The 20,798-nt window shown below is 57.6% G+C and carries 25 protein-coding genes; 6 read left to right on the plus strand and 19 right to left on the minus strand.

What is annotated here, in order from left to right; all coding sequences use genetic code 11:
* Positions 1 to 16: 16 nt before the first annotated feature.
* A complete protein-coding gene (locus I9182_RS18335) occupies positions 17 to 901 on the plus strand; it encodes a tryptophan 2,3-dioxygenase family protein (protein ID WP_209599199.1) in 885 nt (294 codons plus the stop codon).
* A 3-nt stretch (positions 902 to 904) separates the two neighbouring features.
* On the plus strand, positions 905 to 1,732 hold the full coding sequence (locus I9182_RS18340; RefSeq protein ID WP_209599200.1) for an alpha/beta hydrolase: 828 nt from the start codon (positions 905 to 907) through the stop codon (positions 1,730 to 1,732).
* 66 nt (positions 1,733 to 1,798) lie between these two features.
* On the opposite strand, the gene infB is transcribed toward I9182_RS18340, so the two are convergent.
* The 6 genes from infB to pip all read right to left on the minus strand — a co-directional run bounded on the left by infB (position 1,799) and on the right by pip (position 9,090).
* Entirely contained in the window at positions 1,799 to 4,282 is a 2,484-nt protein-coding gene (gene infB, locus I9182_RS18345; RefSeq protein ID WP_209599201.1) for a translation initiation factor IF-2, read from the minus strand.
* Positions 4,283 to 4,290: 8 nt separating this feature from the next.
* Positions 4,291 to 4,914 (minus strand): RNA-binding protein, encoded by a 624-nt coding sequence (locus I9182_RS18350; protein ID WP_209507192.1) that lies wholly within the window; start codon positions 4,912 to 4,914, stop codon positions 4,291 to 4,293.
* A 22-nt stretch (positions 4,915 to 4,936) separates the two neighbouring features.
* Entirely contained in the window at positions 4,937 to 6,544 is a 1,608-nt protein-coding gene (nusA, locus tag I9182_RS18355; protein WP_209507193.1) for a transcription termination factor NusA, read from the minus strand.
* Positions 6,544 to 7,134 carry a ribosome maturation factor RimP gene (gene rimP, locus I9182_RS18360; RefSeq protein WP_209599202.1) on the minus strand — a complete coding sequence of 197 codons (591 nt, stop codon included), beginning with the start codon at positions 7,132 to 7,134 and terminating at the stop codon, positions 6,544 to 6,546. Before rimP ends, nusA begins: the two co-directional genes overlap by 1 nt.
* A gap of 160 nt (positions 7,135 to 7,294) precedes the next feature.
* Positions 7,295 to 8,116 carry an ABC transporter substrate-binding protein gene (locus I9182_RS18365; protein WP_209599203.1) on the minus strand — a complete coding sequence of 274 codons (822 nt, stop codon included), beginning with the start codon at positions 8,114 to 8,116 and terminating at the stop codon, positions 7,295 to 7,297.
* The gene (gene pip, locus I9182_RS18370; protein WP_209599204.1) at positions 8,113 to 9,090 is read right to left on the minus strand and encodes a prolyl aminopeptidase; all 978 of its coding nucleotides are present in this window, start codon (positions 9,088 to 9,090) and stop codon (positions 8,113 to 8,115) included. Before pip ends, I9182_RS18365 begins: the two co-directional genes overlap by 4 nt.
* A gap of 48 nt (positions 9,091 to 9,138) precedes the next feature.
* Here pip and ubiG point away from each other — a divergent pair, with 48 nt between their 5' ends.
* On the plus strand, positions 9,139 to 9,885 hold the full coding sequence (ubiG, locus tag I9182_RS18375) for a bifunctional 2-polyprenyl-6-hydroxyphenol methylase/3-demethylubiquinol 3-O-methyltransferase UbiG (RefSeq protein WP_209599205.1): 747 nt from the start codon (positions 9,139 to 9,141) through the stop codon (positions 9,883 to 9,885).
* Between the two features lie 3 nt (positions 9,886 to 9,888).
* Here ubiG and I9182_RS18380 read toward each other — a convergent pair whose 3' ends face one another.
* The 4 genes from I9182_RS18380 to I9182_RS18395 are packed head-to-tail and all read right to left on the minus strand — an operon-like array spanning position 9,889 to position 12,196.
* On the minus strand, positions 9,889 to 10,329 hold the full coding sequence (locus I9182_RS18380; RefSeq protein ID WP_209507198.1) for a MarR family winged helix-turn-helix transcriptional regulator: 441 nt from the start codon (positions 10,327 to 10,329) through the stop codon (positions 9,889 to 9,891).
* Positions 10,330 to 10,341: 12 nt separating this feature from the next.
* Positions 10,342 to 11,172 carry a carbon-nitrogen hydrolase family protein gene (locus I9182_RS18385; protein ID WP_209507199.1) on the minus strand — a complete coding sequence of 277 codons (831 nt, stop codon included), beginning with the start codon at positions 11,170 to 11,172 and terminating at the stop codon, positions 10,342 to 10,344.
* Positions 11,172 to 11,429 carry a glutaredoxin 3 gene (grxC, locus tag I9182_RS18390; protein ID WP_209507200.1) on the minus strand — a complete coding sequence of 86 codons (258 nt, stop codon included), beginning with the start codon at positions 11,427 to 11,429 and terminating at the stop codon, positions 11,172 to 11,174. Before grxC ends, I9182_RS18385 begins: the two co-directional genes overlap by 1 nt.
* Positions 11,430 to 11,467: 38 nt before the next feature.
* The gene (locus I9182_RS18395) at positions 11,468 to 12,196 is read right to left on the minus strand and encodes a ComF family protein (protein ID WP_348540349.1); all 729 of its coding nucleotides are present in this window, start codon (positions 12,194 to 12,196) and stop codon (positions 11,468 to 11,470) included.
* A 16-nt stretch (positions 12,197 to 12,212) separates the two neighbouring features.
* On the opposite strand from I9182_RS18395, the gene I9182_RS18400 reads away from it, so the two are divergent.
* On the plus strand, positions 12,213 to 13,043 hold the full coding sequence (locus tag I9182_RS18400; RefSeq protein WP_209599206.1) for a methyltransferase domain-containing protein: 831 nt from the start codon (positions 12,213 to 12,215) through the stop codon (positions 13,041 to 13,043).
* Between the two features lie 57 nt (positions 13,044 to 13,100).
* The gene (gene hemH / locus I9182_RS18405; RefSeq protein WP_209507202.1) at positions 13,101 to 14,150 is read left to right on the plus strand and encodes a ferrochelatase; all 1,050 of its coding nucleotides are present in this window, start codon (positions 13,101 to 13,103) and stop codon (positions 14,148 to 14,150) included.
* 159 nt (positions 14,151 to 14,309) lie between these two features.
* On the opposite strand, the gene I9182_RS18410 is transcribed toward hemH, so the two are convergent.
* Both I9182_RS18410 and I9182_RS18415 read right to left on the minus strand, forming a co-directional pair.
* Positions 14,310 to 14,492, minus strand: coding sequence for a hypothetical protein (locus I9182_RS18410; protein ID WP_117870963.1), 183 nt, complete (start codon positions 14,490 to 14,492; stop codon positions 14,310 to 14,312).
* A 139-nt stretch (positions 14,493 to 14,631) separates the two neighbouring features.
* Entirely contained in the window at positions 14,632 to 15,231 is a 600-nt protein-coding gene (locus I9182_RS18415) for a L,D-transpeptidase (RefSeq protein WP_209507203.1), read from the minus strand.
* Between the two features lie 169 nt (positions 15,232 to 15,400).
* Between I9182_RS18415 and I9182_RS18420 the strand changes: the two genes are divergently transcribed.
* Positions 15,401 to 15,916 (plus strand): CAP domain-containing protein, encoded by a 516-nt coding sequence (locus I9182_RS18420; protein ID WP_209507204.1) that lies wholly within the window; start codon positions 15,401 to 15,403, stop codon positions 15,914 to 15,916.
* A 54-nt stretch (positions 15,917 to 15,970) separates the two neighbouring features.
* On the opposite strand, the gene I9182_RS18425 is transcribed toward I9182_RS18420, so the two are convergent.
* From I9182_RS18425 to I9182_RS18455, 7 genes are all read right to left on the minus strand, one after another.
* Positions 15,971 to 16,435 (minus strand): PTS sugar transporter subunit IIA, encoded by a 465-nt coding sequence (locus tag I9182_RS18425; protein ID WP_209507205.1) that lies wholly within the window; start codon positions 16,433 to 16,435, stop codon positions 15,971 to 15,973.
* Between the two features lie 57 nt (positions 16,436 to 16,492).
* A complete protein-coding gene (gene raiA / locus I9182_RS18430) occupies positions 16,493 to 17,056 on the minus strand; it encodes a ribosome-associated translation inhibitor RaiA (protein ID WP_209507274.1) in 564 nt (187 codons plus the stop codon).
* Between the two features lie 252 nt (positions 17,057 to 17,308).
* Complete coding sequence (lptB, locus tag I9182_RS18435) at positions 17,309 to 18,067, minus strand: LPS export ABC transporter ATP-binding protein (protein ID WP_209507206.1); 759 nt, start codon at positions 18,065 to 18,067, stop codon at positions 17,309 to 17,311.
* Positions 18,067 to 18,558 (minus strand): LptA/OstA family protein, encoded by a 492-nt coding sequence (locus I9182_RS18440; RefSeq protein ID WP_209507207.1) that lies wholly within the window; start codon positions 18,556 to 18,558, stop codon positions 18,067 to 18,069. Before I9182_RS18440 ends, lptB begins: the two co-directional genes overlap by 1 nt.
* A 3-nt stretch (positions 18,559 to 18,561) precedes the next feature.
* A complete protein-coding gene (lptC, locus tag I9182_RS18445) occupies positions 18,562 to 19,161 on the minus strand; it encodes an LPS export ABC transporter periplasmic protein LptC (protein WP_209599207.1) in 600 nt (199 codons plus the stop codon).
* An 11-nt stretch (positions 19,162 to 19,172) separates the two neighbouring features.
* A complete protein-coding gene (locus tag I9182_RS18450; protein WP_209507209.1) occupies positions 19,173 to 20,141 on the minus strand; it encodes a KpsF/GutQ family sugar-phosphate isomerase in 969 nt (322 codons plus the stop codon).
* A complete protein-coding gene (locus I9182_RS18455; protein WP_209599208.1) occupies positions 20,138 to 20,752 on the minus strand; it encodes a ribonuclease D in 615 nt (204 codons plus the stop codon). The genes I9182_RS18450 and I9182_RS18455 overlap by 4 nt, the downstream gene beginning before the upstream one ends.
* Positions 20,753 to 20,798 lie beyond the last annotated feature (46 nt).

Genomic DNA, 20,798 nt, shown 5'->3' on the forward strand with positions numbered 1-20,798 from the left:
ACAAGGGAGGCATGAGATGGGCGAGAACAAAGACGATCGTCTGTTGCAAAGAGGTGTCGAAGACACTCTGGTCACTGATTTCGCCGAGACACATCGCAAAAGCTATGGAGATTTTCTGCAACTCAAAACACTGCTGAACCTGCAAAAGACCTTTCAGGACCCCGCGCAGCCGGACGAGATGCTGTTCATTATCATCCATCAGGTCAGCGAACTGTGGCTGAAACTGATGCATCACCAACTGGTCGAGGTGCGCCGTTTTTTGCAACAGGATGAATTTGGCCCAGCGATGAAAAACCTCGACCGCATCAAGGCCATTCAGCGGCAGCTGATTGCGGCCTGGGAAACCCTGCTGACCATGACGCCTGCCGACTATTTAACGTTTCGGCCGGCACTGGGCAGCTCGTCAGGGTTTCAGAGCTACGGGTATCGGCAGATTGAGTTCATTCTCGGCAACAAGGATGCGTCAACACTGAAGGTCCATGCGCATGACCCAGAGGTGATGGAGATGCTGAATGCCGCTCTGACCAAACCGTCGCTTTATGACGAAGTGTTGCACATGCTGGCCCGTCAAGGGTTCGACGTGCCCAAGGATCTGATCGAACGCGATTACGCCCAACCCTATTGCGGCGATTCGCGCGTGGTACAAATCTGGGTCGAGGTATTCCGCAACACTGAAAAATACTGGGATCTTTATGCTTTGGCCGAAAAACTAATGGATGTGGAAAGCCTGTTTCAACGCTGGCGCTTTGATCATGCCACCGCAGTTGAGCGCGTGATCGGGATGCAACCCGGCACTGGTGGCTCAAGCGGCGTGGCCTTTTTGCGAAAGGCGCTAGAGCTGCGGTTCTTTCACGACCTTTACGACGTGCGTACGGAATTGATGTATAGCGGGCAGACCTAAGACATGCTGTATCGAGGATTTTCGCAATCCGATCTGGAGCGGGAGTATTCCCCCAGCACAATGATCGGCGGCGACCTGAGCCCTTATCTTGCCGGTTATAAAGCACTGAGCGCTCGGGCGCGGGCCGACTTTCCGGTACGGGAAAATCTGGCTTATGGTGATAGCCCCCTACAAGTTCTGGATTTCTTTCCCGCTCGCGATGACAAGGCACCTCTTCACGTTTTCATTCACGGCGGGTACTGGCAGGCGCTCAGCCAGAATGAATCGTCTCTGATGGCACCCGGTCTGGTAGAACACGGGCAAGCTTTTGCGACTGTGAACTATACGCTGGCACCCGATGCCCGGATTGGTGACATGATCGACGAATGCCGTGACGCGTTGCTGTGGCTGGCGGCCCAGGCGGAGGAGCTGGGGTTCGATCCGTCGCGGATCACCTTGTCAGGTCACAGTGCAGGCGCGCATCTGGCGGCGATGGTAATGGCAACCTCATCAGATGCACTTGCCAAAGCGGGGCTTCGGGTGCGGGATGTGATTCTGATCAGCGGTATATACGACCTGGAACCGATCAGCGTGATGTCGGTGAACGATCCGCTGCAATTGACGCCGGTCGAGGTCAACGATCTGTCACCTATCCGCAATCTGCCCCGGCCCGGTCCTCGATACCACGTTTCGGTAGCCGAACGGGATACGGGTGAGTTCATTCGCCAAAGCCGCGACTATGCCGAAAGGCTGCGAAAGGCCGGACACCCGGTTAGTTTTACGCTCGCGCAAGGAATGCATCATTTCGATATAATCATGCATTCAGCTACATTTCTGCGTCGGACAAAATAAGAGCTTCGTCAAAAGAAAACAGCGGCCTGAGGGGGCCGCTGTTTTTCGTTTTCATCTTTTGCCGGGTTAGTCCAGCGTGCGGGTGACTTCTTCGCGCTCGAAGATTTCGATCACGTCGCCTGCGCGAATGTCATCGTAGTTCTCGAATGCCATACCACATTCCTGACCCGACTGAACCTCGGCCACTTCATCCTTGAAACGCTTCAGCGTCTTTAGCGTTCCTTCGTGAATCACCACGTTGTCGCGCAGCAAGCGGACACCGGCGGAACGACGCGCCACGCCTTCGGTGACCAGACAGCCAGCAACCTTGCCAACGCCGGTAACCTTGAAGACTTCGCGAATCTCGGCGTAGCCAATGAACTTCTCGCGAATTTCGGCGCTCAACAGGCCGGATGCGGCTGCTTTCACGTCGTCTACGAGGTCATAGATCACCGAGTAATAGCGAATCTCGACGCCCTTCTGGTTTGCGGTATTCCGTGCCGAGGCATTTGCCCGAACGTTGAAGCCAAAGATCGGAGCTCCAGACGCTTCGGCCAGACCGACATCCGTTTCAGTAATGGCACCAACACCCGAATGCAGAACGCGCACGCGTACTTCTTCGTTGCCGATCTTCTCCATCGCCTGAACGATGGCTTCCGCCGAACCCTGAACATCTGCTTTCATCAGAATAGGCAGCTCGGTGACGTTTTCGTCTTCCTTGGCCTTCTGCATCAACTGCTCAAGGGTCGTTGCGGCACCGGCGGCGGCGCGTTTGTCCTTAGCGGCCTGTTCACGGTAGGCGGCGATCTCACGGGCCTGTGCTTCGGTCTCGGTCACGTTCAGAACATCGCCTGCTTCAGGCGTACCATTCAGACCAAGAACCTCAACGGGAACCGACGGGCCAGCCTCCTTGACGCGCTCACCCTTGTCGTTGATCAGCGCGCGGACTTTACCATACTGCTCACCCACGACAAAGATATCGCCCTGACGCAATGTACCGTTCTGAACCAGAACCGTTGCGACCGGACCGCGGCCCACGTCCAGCTGTGCCTCGATCACGGCACCTTGGGCAGCGCGATCAGGGTTGGCTTTCAGTTCCAGAATCTCGGCCTGCAATGCGATGGCTTCCAGCAGCTCGTCCAGACCCTGACCGGTGATGGCAGACACTTCTACGTCCTGAACTTCACCCGACATTTTCTCGACGATCACTTCGTGTTGCAGCAGATCGGTGCGCACCTTGTCCGGATTTGCATCATGCTTGTCGATCTTGTTGATCGCCACGATCATCGGCACCTTGGCTGCCTTCGCGTGATTGATCGCCTCAATGGTCTGCGGCATGACAGCGTCATCGGCAGCGACAACCAGAACCACGATATCCGTCACTTGGGCACCACGCGAGCGCATCGAAGTGAAAGCCGCGTGGCCGGGTGTATCCAGGAAGGTCAGCGTCGAGCCACCATCCGTTTTCACCTGATAGGCACCGATATGCTGGGTGATGCCACCGGCCTCACCAGCCACAACTCGGGCATCACGGATTGCATCCAGCAGCGAAGTTTTCCCGTGGTCGACGTGACCCATAATGGTGATGACAGGTGGACGGGGCTTCAGATCTTCCTCGCTGTCTTCGATCTCTTTGATGACGTCTTCGACATCCGAATCAGAGACGCGCGTGACCTTATGGCCGAATTCTTCAATGATAAGCTCGGCAGTATCGGCATCGATGGTCTGGTTCTGCGTGACCATCATACCCATCTGCATCAGCGATTTGACCACGTCAGCCACACGCTCGGCCATACGGTTGGCCAGTTCCGAGACCATGATTGCCTCAGGCAGTTGTACGTCGCGGATCACCTTTTCCCGCTCGACCGAACCGCCCATGGCTTTCTGACGAGCGCGTTCCTGCTTGCGCTTCATCGCTGCCATCGACCGTTGGCGGCTGCCTTCGTCACCGGTGGCCTGACCCAGTGTCAGCTTGCCGGAACGACGGTTGTCTTCGCGACCCTTGCCACGACCGCGCTGTTCGCGTTCGCGATCCTGCTTGCGAGGTGCGGCAGCAGGCGCAGGTTTGCTGGCCGGGTTGCGCGAAGCTTTGGCTTCTTCCGGAGCTGGCGCCGCAGCAGCAACAGCAGCACGCTTGGCTTCTTCTTCAGCCTCCAGGCGCTTGCGCTCTTCGTCTTCGGCTTTCTGACGTGCGCGCTCTTCGGCTTCACGCTGCTCGCGCTCTTTCGCCTCCTGTTCCGCGCGGCGGCGCACACGCTCTTCTTCGCGCGCCTTTTCAGCGGCTTCGCGTTCAGCGGCCTCTTCGACCTCGCGGGCTTTTGCAGCCTGCAAAGCCTTCATACGGCGCGCCATTTCCGCGTCGGAAATACCTGCGGGGCGACGCGACGGATCACCCGAAGGTGCGGCACCGCCACCCGGCTTTGCCGCGCCCGGCTTGGGGACCACCACGCGTTTGCGTTTGGTTTCCACCACGACATTCTTGGTGCGTCCGTGGCTGAAACTCTGTTTCACATTTCCGGGGCGTGCCCCGCCACGTAGACCCAATGTCTTTTTGCCGTCACTATCGCTCATAAAGCTTCTTACCCTTCCGCGCGGCCCTTGCCGCCGTCATCCGTTTCGCGCAAGCCACGCAGGCGCTGCGCTTCCTCTACAACACGTTTGGCGAGTCCGCCAGAGGCCAAGGCCGCATGAATCACCGTTTGGCGCCCAAATGCCTGCCCTAATTCGTCTGCCGTCAGCCAACCGATGTATTTTCCGAAGTGCGGCGTACTGAGCTTCGACTTGCCGCGCCCCGATCCATCAGTGGCCTGAATCAGGACCTGAGCCTCTTCCCGGTCCAACCACGACTTGACCTTTTCATACCCGGCAACCGCGTCGCCGGACTTGCGCGCCAGACTGAGCAACTCAATCACGCGGCGCGCGATCTGTTTTTCAACCTCTGCCGCCAGATCCTGAGGCACGGTCACCTGTGCCTTGAACCCCCGTGCAAACAGTTTCTTGCCTATGGCCTTGTCCAGCGCGGCACGATCCGCCGCCACATAAACGCCTCGCCCCGGCAGTTTCGCCGCGACATCCGGAAAGACCTGACCATCCGGCCCCGTCACAAAGCGGATCAAGCCATATTTAGGCTGAACCTCGCCCGAGGCGATACACTTACGCTCAGGTCCATCAGACCTATCCTTATGGACACCACCGCGACTCATACGCGCCACCCGAGACCTGAGATCAGGCCTCGACCTCCTCGTCTGCTTCGTCTTCTTCCGCCTGCTCCAGCTCGGCCGGATCAACCCAACCCAACAGGATACGCGCAGTCATGACCATGTCTTGTGCTTCTTCGAGTGTAACGCCAAAAGGCTCCAGCACGCCATCATCCTTGACGCGTTCACCGTCGACCGTGGTCCAGCCACCGGCCAGTTCCCAGTCGGCACAGGTTGCGAAGTCTTCCAGCGTCTTCACATCGTCCTTGGCCAGCGCCTCTACCATCTGGGGTGTCAGACCTTCGAATTCAATGAGGCTGTCCTCGGCGCCCAGTGCGCGGGCTGCATCCAGGGCGGCTTTGGCCTGGGCCTCCAGGAACTCGCGCGCCCGGGTTTGAAGTTCCTGCGCGGTGCCTTCGTCGACACCGTCAATGACCAGAAGTTCATCAATCTCGACATAGGCTACTTCTTCGAGGTTGGTGAAGCCTTCGGACACCAGCAGTTGCGCAAAGAACTCGTCCAGATCCAGACTGTCCATGAACAGTTTGGTGCGAGATTCGAATTCCTTCTGACGACGCGCCGATTCTTCAGCTTCGGTCATGATGTCGATATCCAGACCGGTCAGCTGGCTTGCCAGGCGCACGTTCTGACCGCGACGACCGATTGCAAGAGACAGCTGCTCTTCAGGAACGACAACCTCGATTTTGCCTGCTTCTTCGTCCAGAACAACCTTCGAAACCTCGGCAGGTTGCAGCGCGTTGACCAGGAAGGTCGGTTGGTCTTCGTTCCAAGGGATGATGTCAATCTTCTCACCCTGTAGTTCGTTCACAACGGCCTGCACGCGGCTGCCGCGCATACCAACGCAGGCGCCAACGGGATCAATCGAGCCGTCATACGAGATCACGGCGATCTTGGCACGCGAACCGGGGTCACGAGCCACGGCCTTGACTTCGATGATACCGTCATAGATTTCCGGCACTTCCATCTTGAACAGCTCGGCCATGAATTCCGGCGCGGTACGCGACAGGAAGATCTGGTGGCCACGCACTTCGCGACGCACTTCCTTGATATAAGCACGCACACGATCGTTCGGGCGATAGCTTTCGCGACCGATCTTGTCATTGCGGCGCAGAACAGCCTCGGCACCGCCCAGATCGACGATGACATTGCCGAATTCCTCGCGCTTGACGGCACCGTTGATGATGGTGCCCGCACGATCCTTGAATTCTTCATACTGACGATCCCGCTCGGCTTCGCGGACCTTCTGCAGGATCACTTGCTTGGCGGACTGCGCCGCGATCCGGCCCATTTCGACCGGCGGCACTTCTTCAACGAAAACGTCACCTACCTGCGGGTCTTCCATGTACTGCTTGGCTTGTTCGACGGTGAACTCGGCCTGATAGTTCTCAAGCTCGTCATCCTCGACCACGGTGCGCACGCGGGTAAAGGTCGCCTTGCCGGTCTTGCGGTCGATGCTGACGCGAATGTCCATCTCGGCGCCGTAGCGGCTCTTGGCGGCGCGAGCGAGCGATTCCTCCATCGCTTCGACAACCAGACCGGGGTCGATCATCTTTTCGCGGGCCACGGCCTCGGCAGTCTGCAGCAGCTCCAGCTGGTTGGCTGAGGTAATTGCCATCAGTTCGTCTCCTCTTCGGACCCTTCGGTCTCAATCTCGTCGAAAGCGTTTTCGTTCAGGGCGCCCGCATCTTTGCGCTGGCGCAGCATTTCCTTGATCAGGTCGTCGGTCAGGACCAGCTTGGCATCGCTCAGCCAGTCGAATTGCAGACCGATGGTGATGGTTTCATCCCCCTCGGGGATGTTGATCAGAACCTCGTCCCCTTCGATCCCGGCCAATTCGCCCTTAAAGCGTCGGCGGCCGTCAATCAGTTCGGCGGTCTCGATCTTGGCCTCATACCCTTCGAAGGTCTCGAAATCCTTCAGACGGGTCAGGGGGCGGTCGATACCGGGGCTGGACACCTCTAGCGTATAGGCGTCGAGGATCGGGTCCTCGACGTCCAGGGTGGCGCTGATCGCATTCGAAATCTCGGCGCAGTCATCCACTTCGATGCCGCCTTCGGGTTTGTCAGCCATGATTTGCAGCGTGGTCTGCTTGCCACTCATCAGCCGGACACGGACCAACTCATACCCCAGGTCTTCAATCACCGGGGTAATGATCTCGGCAAGTCGCCGGTCGATGGCAGCTTTGGCTATCAGGTCGTTTGTCATCAGGTTCTCTACCCTGTCAATCGGGCACAAAAAAACGGGCGCGCGGCCCGTCGAATTTTCCGGTGGAGCCTTGGACCGGAAGTCCAACGCGCCGCTGTTGAAACTGCGTATACGCAGGATGATCCGAGTCTGCAACCCCTGACAGAAGTGTCACCTGGAATTACACGATCCACCACCGTTCAGCGATACGACCGTCGTCCAAAACAGTGCGTCCGGCAATCTGCCGCGGCAATCCCACTGCCCCAGAGATGGCCAGTGCCATGTCCGTCTCGGACGGATAGTAGCGAAGACCGCGCGTACCACGGATCTCTGACGGATCTGGGAAAGCCGCAATATCGACGTAGCCATCGCGCAATGCCTCGGCGCGGACACGGGCATCGGGAATAACGATCACTTCGAATGCATCGACCCAACCGGCCTGACCGTCCTTGTAATGCCCCGAAACACGGCGACCCAGGAAATGTCGGCCGTCTTCGGCGCGCTCGACACGGTAGCAACCCGTACCGTTGGCCCTGTGTAGCGGCGTGACGCCTTCGCCATTGCGGGCAATGACAAAACGACTTTCTGCCAAAAGGAATGGAAGGCCCGGATTTGCCTCGGCCAGTTCCAGCCGCAAACGGTTGACAGTCAAAGCCTCGGTATGCCCGATCTCGCCCAATACGGCCGCAACGTCTGCGATATCCAAAGGCGCTCCGTCGTGGAACACCGCATCATTGCGCAGATCAAAGCTCCAGACCTTCGCATCGGCGTCGGTTTGCCAGCCGGTCGCAAGCTCGCCCCGCAAAGTGCCATCCGGGGCGATCTCGGTCAGCGTGTCGAAAACCGCACCGCGTGCCACCTGCCCAAGACTGTCGTCGCGCGGCACAGCCAATCGCAGCGTGCCGCCTTTCTCGGGTCTGTCCGCCAGGGACGCGCCAGTCGCGGCAAGCAGCGCGGCCGCGGCACCCGAAGCAAACAAGGCACGGCGGTCGATGCGTGTCATGCCAAACCCTCCGCTACGCGATCCATGATCCGGATCAGTTCTGCGCTGATCCCGGGTTCAGAAAGCGCATGACCGGCCTGACGTACCATCTTAATCTCGGCATTCGGCCAGCGTTCGCTCAGCGACCAGGCGGCCTGCGGCGGGCAAATCATGTCGTATCGCCCCTGCACGATGTGTCCCGGGATATGAGCGATCCGGTCCATTTGATCTAGGATCTGCCCATCCTTTTCCAGAAAAACCTTATTGTAGAAATAATGATTCTCGAGCCGGGCAAATGTACGTGCGTATTCGCCGGGGCTTTCGCCCACTGATCCGTTCGTGTGGATCGATGCCAGCGCATTTTCCCAGTGCGACCATGCCCGCGCATACAAGGTCTCGGTCGCGCGGTCCCCAGAGAACAGGCGTTTGTTATAGGCGGTGATGGTGTCCTTCAGCTCGGCCTCGGGCAAAAGCGCGGTGAACTTCTGCCACTGCTCCGGCCAGAAACGCCCCACTCCGCCGCCATAAAACCAGTCAAGTTCAGCCTGAGTTGCCAGAAACACACCCCGCAGCACCAAGCGGCTGACCCTGTCGGGATGCGACTGCGCGTAGATCAGCGCAAGCGTCGCGCCCCAGCTGCCGCCAAAAGCTATCCATTCATCAATCTCGAACAGTTCGCGCAACCGTTCAATGTCGGCCACCAAATGCCAAGTCGTGTTGTTCTCAACCGAAGCCGTGGGGCGAGACCGGCCACACCCACGCTGATCAAATAGAATCACCCTGTACGCATGCGGATCAAAGTAGCGACGCATTGCAGGGCTGCAGCCGCCACCCGGACCGCCATGCAGGATCACGACGGGTATGCCTTCGGGATTACCGCATTGTTCCACATAGATACGGTGCCCGTCGCCCATATCGACCATACGCTGGTCGAACGGATCGATCGGCGGGTACAGATATTGAACTGCGCGCTTTTGGTCCGGGTACTTGTCCATTATGGCCCTATATAGTCCTTAAGCGTAAAAGAGCATACGGAGACAGGAATGCAAGCGCATCCGAACACGGTGGATCCGTCCGAGATCGCAAAATTCGAAGCGATGGCGGCAGAATGGTGGGATCCTCATGGGAAATTCAAACCCTTGCACATGCTGAATCCTTGCCGTTTGGATTATATCACACAGCAGATCGCCGGAGAATTCGATCGCGACCTAAAGTCGCCTATGCCGTTCGAAGGCCTGCGCCTGCTGGATATCGGTTGTGGCGGTGGGCTGCTGAGCGAACCCATGGCGCGTCTGGGGGCCGAGGTCGTTGGGGCCGATGCCGCCGGAGGCAACCTGCCTGTTGCGCGCATCCATGCCGAGCAGTCCGGTTTGCAGATCGACTATCGCCACACCACAGCCGAAGACATGGCCGCCGCTGGTGAGCAGTTCGACGTGGTCCTGAACATGGAAGTGGTCGAGCATGTGGCCGACCCGGCGGGTTTCCTGACCGCCTCGCAGCAGTTGCTCAGGCCCGGCGGGCTGCTGATCTGCTCAACCATCAATCGCAACACGAAATCTTATGCGATGGCCATTTTCGGGGCTGAAGTGGTGATGCGCTGGCTGCCGCGCGGCACGCATGAGTGGAACAAGTTCATCACGCCGGAGGAGCTGTTTGACCTGCTGCGCCAGGCCGGGCTGGACCCGGTGGACCGCAAGGGGTTTGTCTTCAACCCGATCCTGTGGAGCTGGTCGATCTCGGACCGGGATTTGAGTGTGAATTACGTGACGGCGAGTGTGAAGCCGGGCTGAGGGTTATTCCCCTTCCAACTGCTTTCTCAGATCGCGCAACACTGGCAGTGTTGAACGAACACGGTCATCCCCCAACTCTCCGACCACGCGGTTGATCAACGGGGCAATCGAAGAAATCGCCTGATCGCGTGCGCGGCGCCCTGCGGGGCTGATCGCCACCATCTTGCGGCGGGCATCGTCCCAATCGGGTCGGATGTGGATGTATCCGGCCCACTCCAGCTTGGCCAAGGTGTTGGTCATCGCGCCGCGGGTGACGTGGAACGTGTTGGCCAGCTGTGCCGGGCTGCGCTCATCCGCGACAAAAGCCAAGTGGTTCAGAACCGAGAAATGCGAGATTTCCATGCCCTTGGGCAGCACACGGCTAAGCCGGTTCCGCAATAGCTGATCGGCGGTCAGGATCTCGCTGAACAGCGTGACCGCAAGGGCATTGGTGTCGTCTGTCATTGTTCCGTTCTGTCAGGGTCCGTCGAAGGAACGGCGGTGGTGCAGTGAAGGGACACGTCGTCGTGCCTCAGTCACAGAACTATCATCCAAATCGAAAATGTGAATGCCTGGATCGGTCCCTGCGTCGATCAGCACCTTTCCCCACGGGTCGACGACCATGCTGTGCCCGTGAGTATAGCGGGTTTTGCCGCCGGTTTTCGGGTGTTCCCCCGTCTGGGCCGGGGCCAGCACCCAACACCCGGTTTCGATTGCGCGCGCGCGTAGCAAGGCTTCCCAATGCGCGGCGCCCGTGACTGGTGAGAACGCGGCCGGGACGGTCAGAATGCGCGCGCCCGCCTGCGCCAGTGCCGCGTGCAAATATGGAAAGCGGATATCGTAACAGATGGTCAGACCAACCTTGCCGAAATCCGTCTCGGCGATGACCGCTTTTTCACCTGGACGGTAATTCTTTGATTCGCGGAACGTCTCGGTCTCGGTGACCTGCACATCGAACATATGGATTTTGTCATACCGCGCCACGATCTGACCTTGCGGTCCGATCATAAAGCAACGATTGGTAAAGCGACCGTCACTCTCATGGGTCTTGAGCCCCAACGAGCCGATCAGAAGCCACACACCCAGATCAGCAGCCTGTTCGCGCAGGCCCGCCAAGGTGATGTCATCTTCTTCATGTTGTAAAACCGCGCGCTGCCGTGTGGTGCTGGTCGAAACGCAATTCGTAACCTCTGGTGTCAGAACAAAGCGGGCGCCCTGTTCTGCCGCTTCGGCCATCATGCCTCGTACCATCCCGAGGTTTTCAGCCGGATCGTCCGACGAGGTGATTTGCAGCAGCGCGGTTTTCATCAGGCCGCAAGCAGAGGGTCAAGCTTGCCCTGACGCTCCAACTCGTACAAATCATCGCAGCCGCCGACATGCGTAGCGCCGATGAAAATCTGCGGGACCGTGCGTTTACCCCCGGCACGTTGAATCATTTCAGGTTTGCGTTTGGGGTGCATCAACACGTCGATCTCCTTGAACTCGACACCTTTCTGCTTCAGCAGGCGTTTGGCCGCATGACAAAAGCCGCACAGTGGCGATGTATAGATCTCTACCGACTTCATTTTCCGTTCCCTTCGGATATCGCGCAATCTTGGGCGAATTAGGCATCCTTGGCAACGCGCGCCAGAGCCAACACGAAAATATGATTTGCCCCCGCTGCCTGACAGACCCGAGTGCATGCGGCCAGTGTTGCCCCGGACGTCATCACATCGTCCACCAGCAAAATGTCCCGGCCAATAAGGTGTCGGGCATTTCGGGGGTGAAGGCATATTGCGTCTTCCAAAATCTGTGCCCGCTCGGCTGCTGTTTTGCCATCCAATACCTGCGTCTTCTTTTTGCGAATCAACAGATCGGGTACACATTCCAATCCTGTCTCACGCCCCAGGTTCTGCGCCAACAGAGCTGACTGATTGTATCGCCTTTTGAGCAAGCGCGACCAATGCAGAGGAACCGGAGCAATCACCACATCCGGTCGCAGCAATGGGCGCCCTGCCTGCGCCATCCACTGTGCGGCAGGGCGGGCCAGTTCAGGCCGATCACCATGTTTCAGCGCCAGGATCAGTGACCGCGCCTTGCCGTCATACAAAAGCGCCGCGCGGCCTGCCCTCCAGGGGCGCGCGGTCTTCAGGCAATCATCGCACTCAGTCCGAAACCCATCCTGCCCCCCAATCAGGGGCATACCGCAGCTTTCGCAGACCGTGCCGCCAATAAATGGCGTTTCGCGCCAGCATGGGCCACACAGGCCAAAATCGGACTCTGTCAGGTCGCCACACCCCATACAACGTGGTGGATAAATAAGCGCAAGTGCGGTTTGAATCCGTTGCGCGATGCGATACTTGCCAGCTATGAAACTGCCCGAACCCACTGCGCCCTCACTTTTTGACCGTGCCGCCATTCTGCGTCATCGCAGCCGCGTGCAGGATGATGCCCTTTTTCTGCACCGCGCCGCGATGGAAGAGGTTCAGGATCGGCTCTCCATGGTTAACAAAACCTTTACGGCACCAGCGATCGTGACGGCCTACCGGCAGCTTTGGACGGACGCTTTTCCCGAAGCCTTGATCATTGCGGATGACGAAGTGCTGGCACTGCAACCCGGCGCGCATGATCTTGTGATCCACTCCATGACACTGCACTGCGCAAACGATCCGGTAGGTCAGTTGATCCAATGCCACCGCGCGATGAAACCTGATGGGTTGTTGCTGGTTGTTTGTCTGGGCGGCGAAACGCTGCACGAACTGCGCGCGGCGTTGGGTCAGGCCGAGATTGACGTTACCGGTGGCCTCAGCCCCCGCATCGCCCCAATGGCCGGGCTGCGGGACATGGGCGGTCTGTTGCAGCGCGCCGGTCTGGCCTTGCCGGTCGCAGACTCGGTGCCACTCACGGTTGAGTATCGTGACATCTGGCACCTGATGCACGATCTGCGGAATATGGGTGAGGCCAATGCGTTATCCGCGCGCCTGAGACATCCGACCAAACGCGCAGTATTTGAGACCGCGCAAAACACTTATGTGTCTCATTTCAGCACAGGATCGGGACGCTTGGCAGCCACGTTCGAACTGATCTGCCTGACAGGATGGGCCCCCCACGACAGTCAACCAAAGCCACTGCGTCCCGGGTCGGCGCAAACACGTTTGGCTGACGCCTTGCGCACGGACGAGGGCAAACTGCCCGATTGACGCGCGACCAAATCCCCTTATTTCAGGCCCTAACGCTAGAAATTCAGGAAGCTTCATATGTTTGATGCCACTCGACCCGCTCATGCTCCTACGAATCACCCCAAGATCAGGATGGGTCGCGTCGGCGTATTGCTGGCCAATCTGGGCACGCCGGACGACTACACATATTGGCCAATGCGCCGATATCTGAATGAGTTTTTGTCGGATCAGCGCGTCATCGACTATCCGAAATGGAAATGGCAGCCGATTCTGCAGGCGATCATCCTGACCAAGCGGCCATTCAGTTCCGGCGAGGCTTACAAATCGATCTGGAATCAGGAAAAGGGCGAAAGCCCGCTGATGACCATCACCAAGGACCAGACCGCCAAGCTAAGCCAGGCGATGCATGCACGTTACGGTGATCAGGTCATGGTCGATTTCTGTATGCGTTACGGCAACCCGTCGACCAAATCCAAAGTGCGCGCGATGGTAGCGGCAGGGTGCGATCGCATCTTGTTCTTTCCGCTTTACCCACAATACGCTGGCGCAACGACGGCCACCGCCAACGACCAGTTCTTTCGCGCACTGATGGACGAAGCCTGGCAGCCCGCCACGCGAACCGTTCCGGCCTATTTCGATGAACCTGCTTATATCGATGCGCTGGCGCAGTCTGTTGAACGAGCATACGAGGCTATGGAGACAAAACCCGACATTCTTGTCTGCTCATATCACGGGATGCCCGAGCGGTATCTTCACCAGGGCGATCCCTATCACTGCCAGTGTGCTAAAACGACAAGGCTGTTAAAGGAGCGACTGGGCTGGACGGATGATCAACTGGTATCGACTTTCCAGTCGCGCTTCGGTCCCGAAGAATGGCTAAAACCTTACACTGTGGATCACGTGGCCGAACTCGCGAAACAAGGCAAAAAGAACATTGCTGTAATTGCCCCGGCATTTTCGGCGGACTGCATCGAAACGCTGGAAGAGATAAACGAAGAAATCAAAGAGAGCTTCGAAGAAGCAGGCGGCGAGACGTTTACTTATATTCCATGCCTTAACGATGACGATGCCCATATCGCAGCACTTGGAAAGGTGATCGAAGACAATCTGCGCGGGTGGCTGGCGTAAAGCGTTTCCAGAGCAAAATCGGTATCTCTTATGAGAACGTCAAGCTCGGCTTGATACTGGCGCGTCAGTACCCCAGGCGCGCAACAGGCTTGAAGACCTGTTGGAACAAAAAAAGGCGGTGGATTGCTCCACCGCCTTTTTCATGAATTCTGCGTCGGGTTAGCTTGCAGCAACAGCAGCAGCAACGACGACCAGCAGGATCAGCGGCAGCAGAATGCCCTGCGACGAACCCTGAGTTTCTTCAACAACAACCGGTGCTTCAACAACCGGCTCTTCCAGGTTGCCAGCATATGCGGTCGAAGCTGCTGCAGTCAGAGCTGCGGCGAGAACGAGTTTCTTCATATTAACCTCCAGAATCTGCACGGCTCCAATGTCCGGAACCGCACATCTAAGACTTACCTCGTAGTTTTTTCTAATCAGCATTAGAGCGGGAATGCAATTGCAACTTGACCTGTAAGCGGCTTCGCACACGAAAATGTCGTCATATTAGCAACACTTGCGTGCCGACTTTCGCCATCGAAAACAACTCGGCGATGTCTTCGTTGAAAAGGCCGATGCAGCCGTTCGAAGATCTGCGGCCGATTTTACGCGTATCATGCGTGCCGTGAATGCGATAATACTTCCAGCTCAGATATAAAGCGTGCGTTCCCAAAGGGTTATCCGGACCGGGAGGAATATAGTCCGGCCATTCCGGATTTCTCTTCTTCATCGAAGGCGTTGGAGACCAGCTTGGGCCTTCGACCTTGCGGATCACACTGGTCCGCCCGCGCCGGGTGAGTTCTTCGGTCAACGGAACCGACGACGGGTACAATTTGTACACTGATTGATCATCCGACCAATAATGCAGCGCTCTTGAAACGGTATCGACCAATATGGCGCCATTTCTGGTGTTCGAGAAATACGGTTGCCAATCCAATGCCCGGAACCCGGATACGTTGCGTCGAACTGCCGGTTCGATCTCGGGTGCGGGGCGCAGCGGGTCGCCCGGGATATATTGTGCCAGCGCCGGGGTAGCCAGAGTGGCAGTAGCCCCTGCCAGAAAACCCCTGCGTGTGGGCGAATGAATGCGCTTTTTGACCATGACAACGGGTCCTGTGTTTAGGTGAGGTCTGAAATCAAAGGTATTCTATTGCCAGAATGCTTCAGTCGCAAACCAAACCGGCAGAATCATGCAAGTTATGACCATTGCGCGTTTGCTCAGAACAAGCAGGCGCGCTATGCCGTGTTGTGATACAATAATCAGGTCGAACATGACGCGCATCGTTTCTTTACTATTGATTTGCTTTGTCGCGCTTGCGGCATGTACCAACACCGGCTCAACCACTCTGGGATCTGATGGTCGCCCATTGCCGACCGTGTATAAGATCCGCGGCAACCCGGAAAAGCTGCAGTTCCGCATGCTTGATTCGGTCAATGCCCTGCGTCAGGCTCAGGGATTGCAGCCCGTACAACTAAACGCACAACTGAACGCGGCAGCTGCGACTCATTCGAAAGATATGTCGCGACAGAACCGACCCTGGCACTTTGGGTCAGACGGTTCGTCGCCGATCGACCGGGCAGCACGTGTCGGCTATTTCGGTACTTTTCTGGGGGAAGCCATCTCCGAAACCTACGAGACCGAGACGGAAACGCTTGCCGCTTGGATGCAGGAACCCGGACCGAGGGCTGTCATAATGGACGCCAAAGCCACCCAAATGGGATTCGCCTGGCATCAGGAAGGTGGCGGCAAAATCTGGTGGACGTTGGAAATGGGAACCGGCGGCTGATCCGAGCCCAGGAAAAGAATAAGCCCCCGGTTCTCGGGGGCTTTTCTGGGTCAATCAGGCGGCTTGCATAGACTGCGCCTCGGTCAGGATCGCATAGAGCTTTACCGGATCGGGGTTCGCCCGAAGTTTGGTGCAAACTGAAGTATCCCGCAAAGTGCGAGACACCAGCGCCAATGCCTTGAGGTGATCGACGCCCGCCTCTTCCGGTGCAAACAGCGCAAAGGCAATGTCCACAGGCTGGCGATCAACCGATCCGAAATCGATGGGCTTTTCAAGCATTACGAAAACACCCGAAACCGCATCAAGCTCGGGCAGGCGCGCGTGCGGCAGCGCCACACCATGGCCGACTCCGGTAGGCCCAAGGCTTTCCCGTTCCAGCAGGAAATCAACCGCTTCCTGAGGATCGATACCCAGCGTCGCTGCAGCGACGTCACCGATTTCCTGAAACAACCGCTTCTTGCTGGAAGCAGCGGACAAAACACGTACCGCTTCGGGCTTCAGTATGCTCGAAAGCTCCATGATCACGCTCCATGGCACGCGCCCGCATAGGCGGGTGCGACCTCGTATCCTTGCCTGTTACGGATCAATCCAGCCGATGTTACCGTCTTCGCGACGATAAACGACATTCAACCCGTCCTTGTTTTCATTTCTGAACACCAGCACTGGCGCACCGGCAAGTTCCATTTGCATAACGGCCTCACCGACGCTCAAAGATGGGATTTTTGTTTCCATCTCGGCCACAATCATGGGCTGTAGCGATTCGGGTTCATCGGCCGACTCCGATTCGTTTGAAGCGAGGATATAAGAGGACGCCCCAAAGAGTTCAACCGGTTCGACCCGATCCTTGTGGTGGTCCTTCAGGCGGCGCTTGTAGCGACGCAACTGTTTCTCCATTTTACCGCAGCACGCCTCAAACGCCGCGTAGATTTCGGTTGCATGTGCCTTGGCCTGAGCCGTCAGGCCAGTGGAAAGGTGCACCGTTGTTTCGCATACATATTCATGCGCCGAACGGGAAAAGACGACGTTGGCATCCGTAGGCCGCTGCGCATACTTGCCCACGACCTCATTCAGTTCGGTCTGCACGTGTGTCTGCAATGCCGAACCGATGTCGATCTGTTTTCCGCTGATTTGGTAACGCATGTGATCTCCTTCACAATTCACACCCATTCTGACGCCGCGGAACGCGGCGGGCTTGTTTTTATCGGGTGGGGGGTCGAGACATTTTCCGCGGTTGCCTTGTTTCCAGCCCTTCGAAGAAGGGACATCGAGATCCAGACTGGAACCGGGTAAATGCCATAAGCCAATTGAGGCAAGAGACGAGGGAAGAGTCAATCAAAACAGATGTGTATATACGCGATTTCCACGATGCTATTGGCACAACTCCGCGCAAGGTTATGAAATGCGGAAATTCTCGCCCAGATAGACGCGGCGCACATTCTCGTTTTCGACAACCTCATCAGGTGTGCCGGACATCAAAACCTGACCGTCATGCAGGATATAGGCCCGGTCAATAATTTCCAGTGTTTCCCGGACGTTGTGATCGGTGATCAGCACACCAATACCGCGTTTTTTCAGATCCGCCACAAGGTGCCGAATATCCCCGACACTTATTGGATCGACACCCGCAAACGGTTCATCTAGCAGCAGGTACTTGGGGTCTGCGGCCAAACAGCGCGCGATCTCAACCCGGCGGCGCTCGCCGCCTGACAACGCCAATGCCGGGGCCCGGCGCAGGTGTTCGATCGAGAAGTCAGACAGCAGCTCTTCCAAACGCTCTTTGCGCTTATGTGCATGAGAAACCGTGATATCCAGAACGGCAGCAATGTTGTCCTCGACGCTCATGCCGCGGAAGATCGACATCTCCTGTGGCAAATACCCGATCCCGAGACGCGCGCGCCGATACATGGGTAACGTAGTTACATTCTGGCCGTCTATCGTGACTTTTCCCGCCTCGGGGAACACAAGCCCCGCAACTGAATAGAACGTTGTGGTCTTACCTGACCCGTTCGGCCCCAGCAGCGCCACCACTTCGGACCGGCCCAGCGTCATCGAGACATCGCGGATCACCGTCTTTTTTCGATAGGACTTCCGCAGTTTCTCGATGCGCAGCCCGGAACTGCCCTCGGTCAGTTTCAGGTCGGGAAGCGCCATCAGTTGTTTCCCTGCTGCAAGATCGTTTTGACCCGCCCGGTCATGGTCGCCGTACCGGATGTCAGGTTGGCGTTCATCTGATCGCCACTGATGATGCTTGGGCCTTGTGTCAGCAGGACGTTGCCTTTCATGACAATCTCACCCGAGCCGATCTTGTATTCAGCCCAGTCGCCTTCCGCTGCATCCGGCGGGCTGACCAGAACCACATTCTCGGTCGCTTCCATTCGCTCGATCGCCGAGCGTTCCTGATTGTAGATAACAAGCACGCGTTCGGCAGTCAGGCGCATTTCACCCTGAACGACGATGACATTTCCGATGAATTCTGCCGATCCGTCCTCTTGATTGACGTTCAGGGTTTCCGATGTCACCTCGACCGGCAGGCTCGGATCGGCATTCGCGGACCCAAAAGCCACCTGCGCCTCCTGCGCGGTCACGGGCACGGCGCCCGCGATCAAGGCGAGGCACAAAGGAACAAATCGAAAATCGAACACAAGTTATCTTTCTGCTTTTTCAGGCTCGTATACCAGCTTCACACCGTCTGTAAAAACAATATGGACCGGCCCGTCCGTTTTTTCAGTGCCAAAGGTCATGCGCCCCGCGGAAAAATTACCGATCGGACCGGTTCCGTTCACCTGCCCCGGCGTGTCGCCCCGGATTTCGTCCAACGAGGTATTGAGCAGATCCGTCGTGACCTTGAGCCCGTCCGCCGTGGTGATGACCACGTCACCAACAAAGGTTGCTGTTCCATTATCCGGACGGATCAGGCCGGAATTCGAATCCAGCGTAATTGTTCCGCCATTGAGCAGACCAAAGCGGCCGCGAAACTCGGATGCTGTCGGAACCGACGCCTCGGTGCCCTGCGTGGCTTGCACAGCCTCGATATGCACGGTCTCTCCCTTGCGGGTCGTTCCGCGGTAATCCGGTCGCGTTACTACCTGTTGCGCCAGTCTCTCATCAATGTCTTTTTGCGCGAAGGGCACGGAAACGTTTGTTTCGATGCTGCGGGACAGCAGGAATACCGTGGACAACATCACAATAGCCGCGAGCGGCAACAGAACCTTCAGGAACTGTACCATGCGGGAATATCTGTCCACCTCAGCCTCCCTCAGCCCAGACCGACACGCAGGCAGTCGTGGATATGAAGCAGCCCCAAAGCCTGACCTGACTTGGCCTCGTCAACCACGAAGAGCGAGGTGATCTTACGGTCATTCATGATCGCAACCGCTTCTTCTGCCAACGCATCCGGGGATATGGTTGTGGGGTTGGGGGTCATTACCTGCTCGGTCGTTTTGTTCAGCAGCCCATCCATATGGCGCCGCAAGTCACCGTCTGTAATGATCCCTGCCAACTGACCCTGCGGGTCCGTTACGCCAGCAACTCCAAATCCCTTCTGGCTGATTTCGATCAGCGCATCGCTCATCTGAGTATGTGCCGCAACCAGAGGCAGGGCCTCTCCGACATGCATCAGATCCTGTACTTTGCTCAGCCGAGCGCCCAGTTTGCCACCGGGATGGAAGGCACGGAAATCCTCGGGCCGGAAATCGCGGTATTTCATGAGGGCAATCGCCAATGCATCGCCCATGGCAAGGGTCAACGTCGTGGAAATCGACGGCACCATGCCAAAACCGCAGGCCTCGCCCATCGACGGGATCAGAAGATGTACGTCGGCCTGTTTCATCAATGTGCTGTCAGGTTTGCTGGACAATCCGATCAGCGGAATACCAAAGCGGCGTGTAAAGGCCAGCAGATTGGCAAGTTCCGGTGCCTCACCCGAGTTCGAAATCGCCAGAACCACATCACCCTTGGAGACCATGCCCAAATCGCCATGGCTGGCCTCCGCCGGATGCACGAAATAGGCAGGCGTTCCGGTGCTGGCCAGCGTGGCCGCGATCTTGTGACCTATGTGGCCAGACTTGCCGATGCCGCTGATGATGATGCGCCCGGTAGCCTGAAGGATCAGCTGCACGGCTTCGGCAAAATGCGCGTCCAGACTGTCGGCAAGTACGTCCAGCGCGCGGGCTTCATCAGTGACCACCTGACGGGCGGTTTTCAGGAATGCTTCGGTATCGGTCATGAGTGCGCAAAGATATCCGTTTCGGGCCAACCGGCGAGGTCCAGTTTCGCACGCATCGGCAGGAAGTCAAAACAGGCCTGCGCCATTTCAGTCCGGTCCTCGCGAGCCAGCCGGATGTTTAGCGCATCGCGCAGCTGATGCAGATAGAGAACGTCTGACGCAGCATAATCCAATTGAGCGTCCGTAAGTGAGACTGCGCCCCAGTCGCTCATCTGTTGCTGTTTGGAAATATCAACACCGATGAGTTCCTGGCACAGGTTCTTGAGCCCGTGCCGGTCGGTATAGGTCCGCACCAGGCGGCTGGCGATCTTGGTGCAATAGACCGGCGCGGCCAGAGCGCCAAATGTATGGTACATGGCGGCGATGTCGAAGCGCCCGAAATGAAACAACTTCAGTACGTCAGGGTTTTCCAGCATGGCGCACAGGTTCGGCGCCTCAGCCTGGCCTTTTTCCACCTGCACAATATGGCTGTTGCCGTCACCACCCGACATCTGAATCACGCACAAGCGGTCACGATGCGGGTTCAGGCCCATGGTTTCACAGTCAATGGCCACAACAGGGCCCAGATCTAACCCGTCCGGCAGGTCGTTTTTGTACAATTGGTTCGCCACCCGACTATTCCTTTGTGCGGTATCGCCTCCGAGATAGGCGGTTTGG

Source organism: Ruegeria sp. HKCCSP351 (assembly GCF_017872535.1).
Taxonomy (GTDB): Bacteria; Pseudomonadota; Alphaproteobacteria; order Rhodobacterales; family Rhodobacteraceae; genus Ruegeria.

Excerpts from the sequence above, each read along its gene's own strand:
- I9182_RS18335 (WP_209599199.1), top strand. The coding sequence starts at position 17 with ATGGGCGAGAACAAAGACGATCGTCTGTTGCAAAGAGGTGTCGAAGAC.
- I9182_RS18340 (WP_209599200.1), top strand. The coding sequence starts at position 905 with ATGCTGTATCGAGGATTTTCGCAATCCGATCTGGAGCGGGAGTATTCC.
- infB (WP_209599201.1), bottom strand. The coding sequence starts at position 4,282 with ATGAGCGATAGTGACGGCAAAAAGACATTGGGTCTACGTGGCGGGGCA.
- I9182_RS18350 (WP_209507192.1), bottom strand. The coding sequence starts at position 4,914 with ATGAGTCGCGGTGGTGTCCATAAGGATAGGTCTGATGGACCTGAGCGT.
- nusA (WP_209507193.1), bottom strand. The coding sequence starts at position 6,544 with ATGGCAATTACCTCAGCCAACCAGCTGGAGCTGCTGCAGACTGCCGAG.
- rimP (WP_209599202.1), bottom strand. The coding sequence starts at position 7,134 with ATGACAAACGACCTGATAGCCAAAGCTGCCATCGACCGGCGACTTGCC.
- I9182_RS18365 (WP_209599203.1), bottom strand. The coding sequence starts at position 8,116 with ATGACACGCATCGACCGCCGTGCCTTGTTTGCTTCGGGTGCCGCGGCC.
- pip (WP_209599204.1), bottom strand. The coding sequence starts at position 9,090 with ATGGACAAGTACCCGGACCAAAAGCGCGCAGTTCAATATCTGTACCCG.
- ubiG (WP_209599205.1), top strand. The coding sequence starts at position 9,139 with ATGCAAGCGCATCCGAACACGGTGGATCCGTCCGAGATCGCAAAATTC.
- I9182_RS18380 (WP_209507198.1), bottom strand. The coding sequence starts at position 10,329 with ATGACAGACGACACCAATGCCCTTGCGGTCACGCTGTTCAGCGAGATC.
- I9182_RS18385 (WP_209507199.1), bottom strand. The coding sequence starts at position 11,172 with ATGAAAACCGCGCTGCTGCAAATCACCTCGTCGGACGATCCGGCTGAA.
- grxC (WP_209507200.1), bottom strand. The coding sequence starts at position 11,429 with ATGAAGTCGGTAGAGATCTATACATCGCCACTGTGCGGCTTTTGTCAT.
- I9182_RS18400 (WP_209599206.1), top strand. The coding sequence starts at position 12,213 with ATGAAACTGCCCGAACCCACTGCGCCCTCACTTTTTGACCGTGCCGCC.
- hemH (WP_209507202.1), top strand. The coding sequence starts at position 13,101 with ATGTTTGATGCCACTCGACCCGCTCATGCTCCTACGAATCACCCCAAG.
- I9182_RS18410 (WP_117870963.1), bottom strand. The coding sequence starts at position 14,492 with ATGAAGAAACTCGTTCTCGCCGCAGCTCTGACTGCAGCAGCTTCGACC.
- I9182_RS18415 (WP_209507203.1), bottom strand. The coding sequence starts at position 15,231 with ATGGTCAAAAAGCGCATTCATTCGCCCACACGCAGGGGTTTTCTGGCA.
- I9182_RS18420 (WP_209507204.1), top strand. The coding sequence starts at position 15,401 with ATGACGCGCATCGTTTCTTTACTATTGATTTGCTTTGTCGCGCTTGCG.
- I9182_RS18425 (WP_209507205.1), bottom strand. The coding sequence starts at position 16,435 with ATGGAGCTTTCGAGCATACTGAAGCCCGAAGCGGTACGTGTTTTGTCC.
- raiA (WP_209507274.1), bottom strand. The coding sequence starts at position 17,056 with ATGCGTTACCAAATCAGCGGAAAACAGATCGACATCGGTTCGGCATTG.
- lptB (WP_209507206.1), bottom strand. The coding sequence starts at position 18,067 with ATGGCGCTTCCCGACCTGAAACTGACCGAGGGCAGTTCCGGGCTGCGC.
- I9182_RS18450 (WP_209507209.1), bottom strand. The coding sequence starts at position 20,141 with ATGACCGATACCGAAGCATTCCTGAAAACCGCCCGTCAGGTGGTCACT.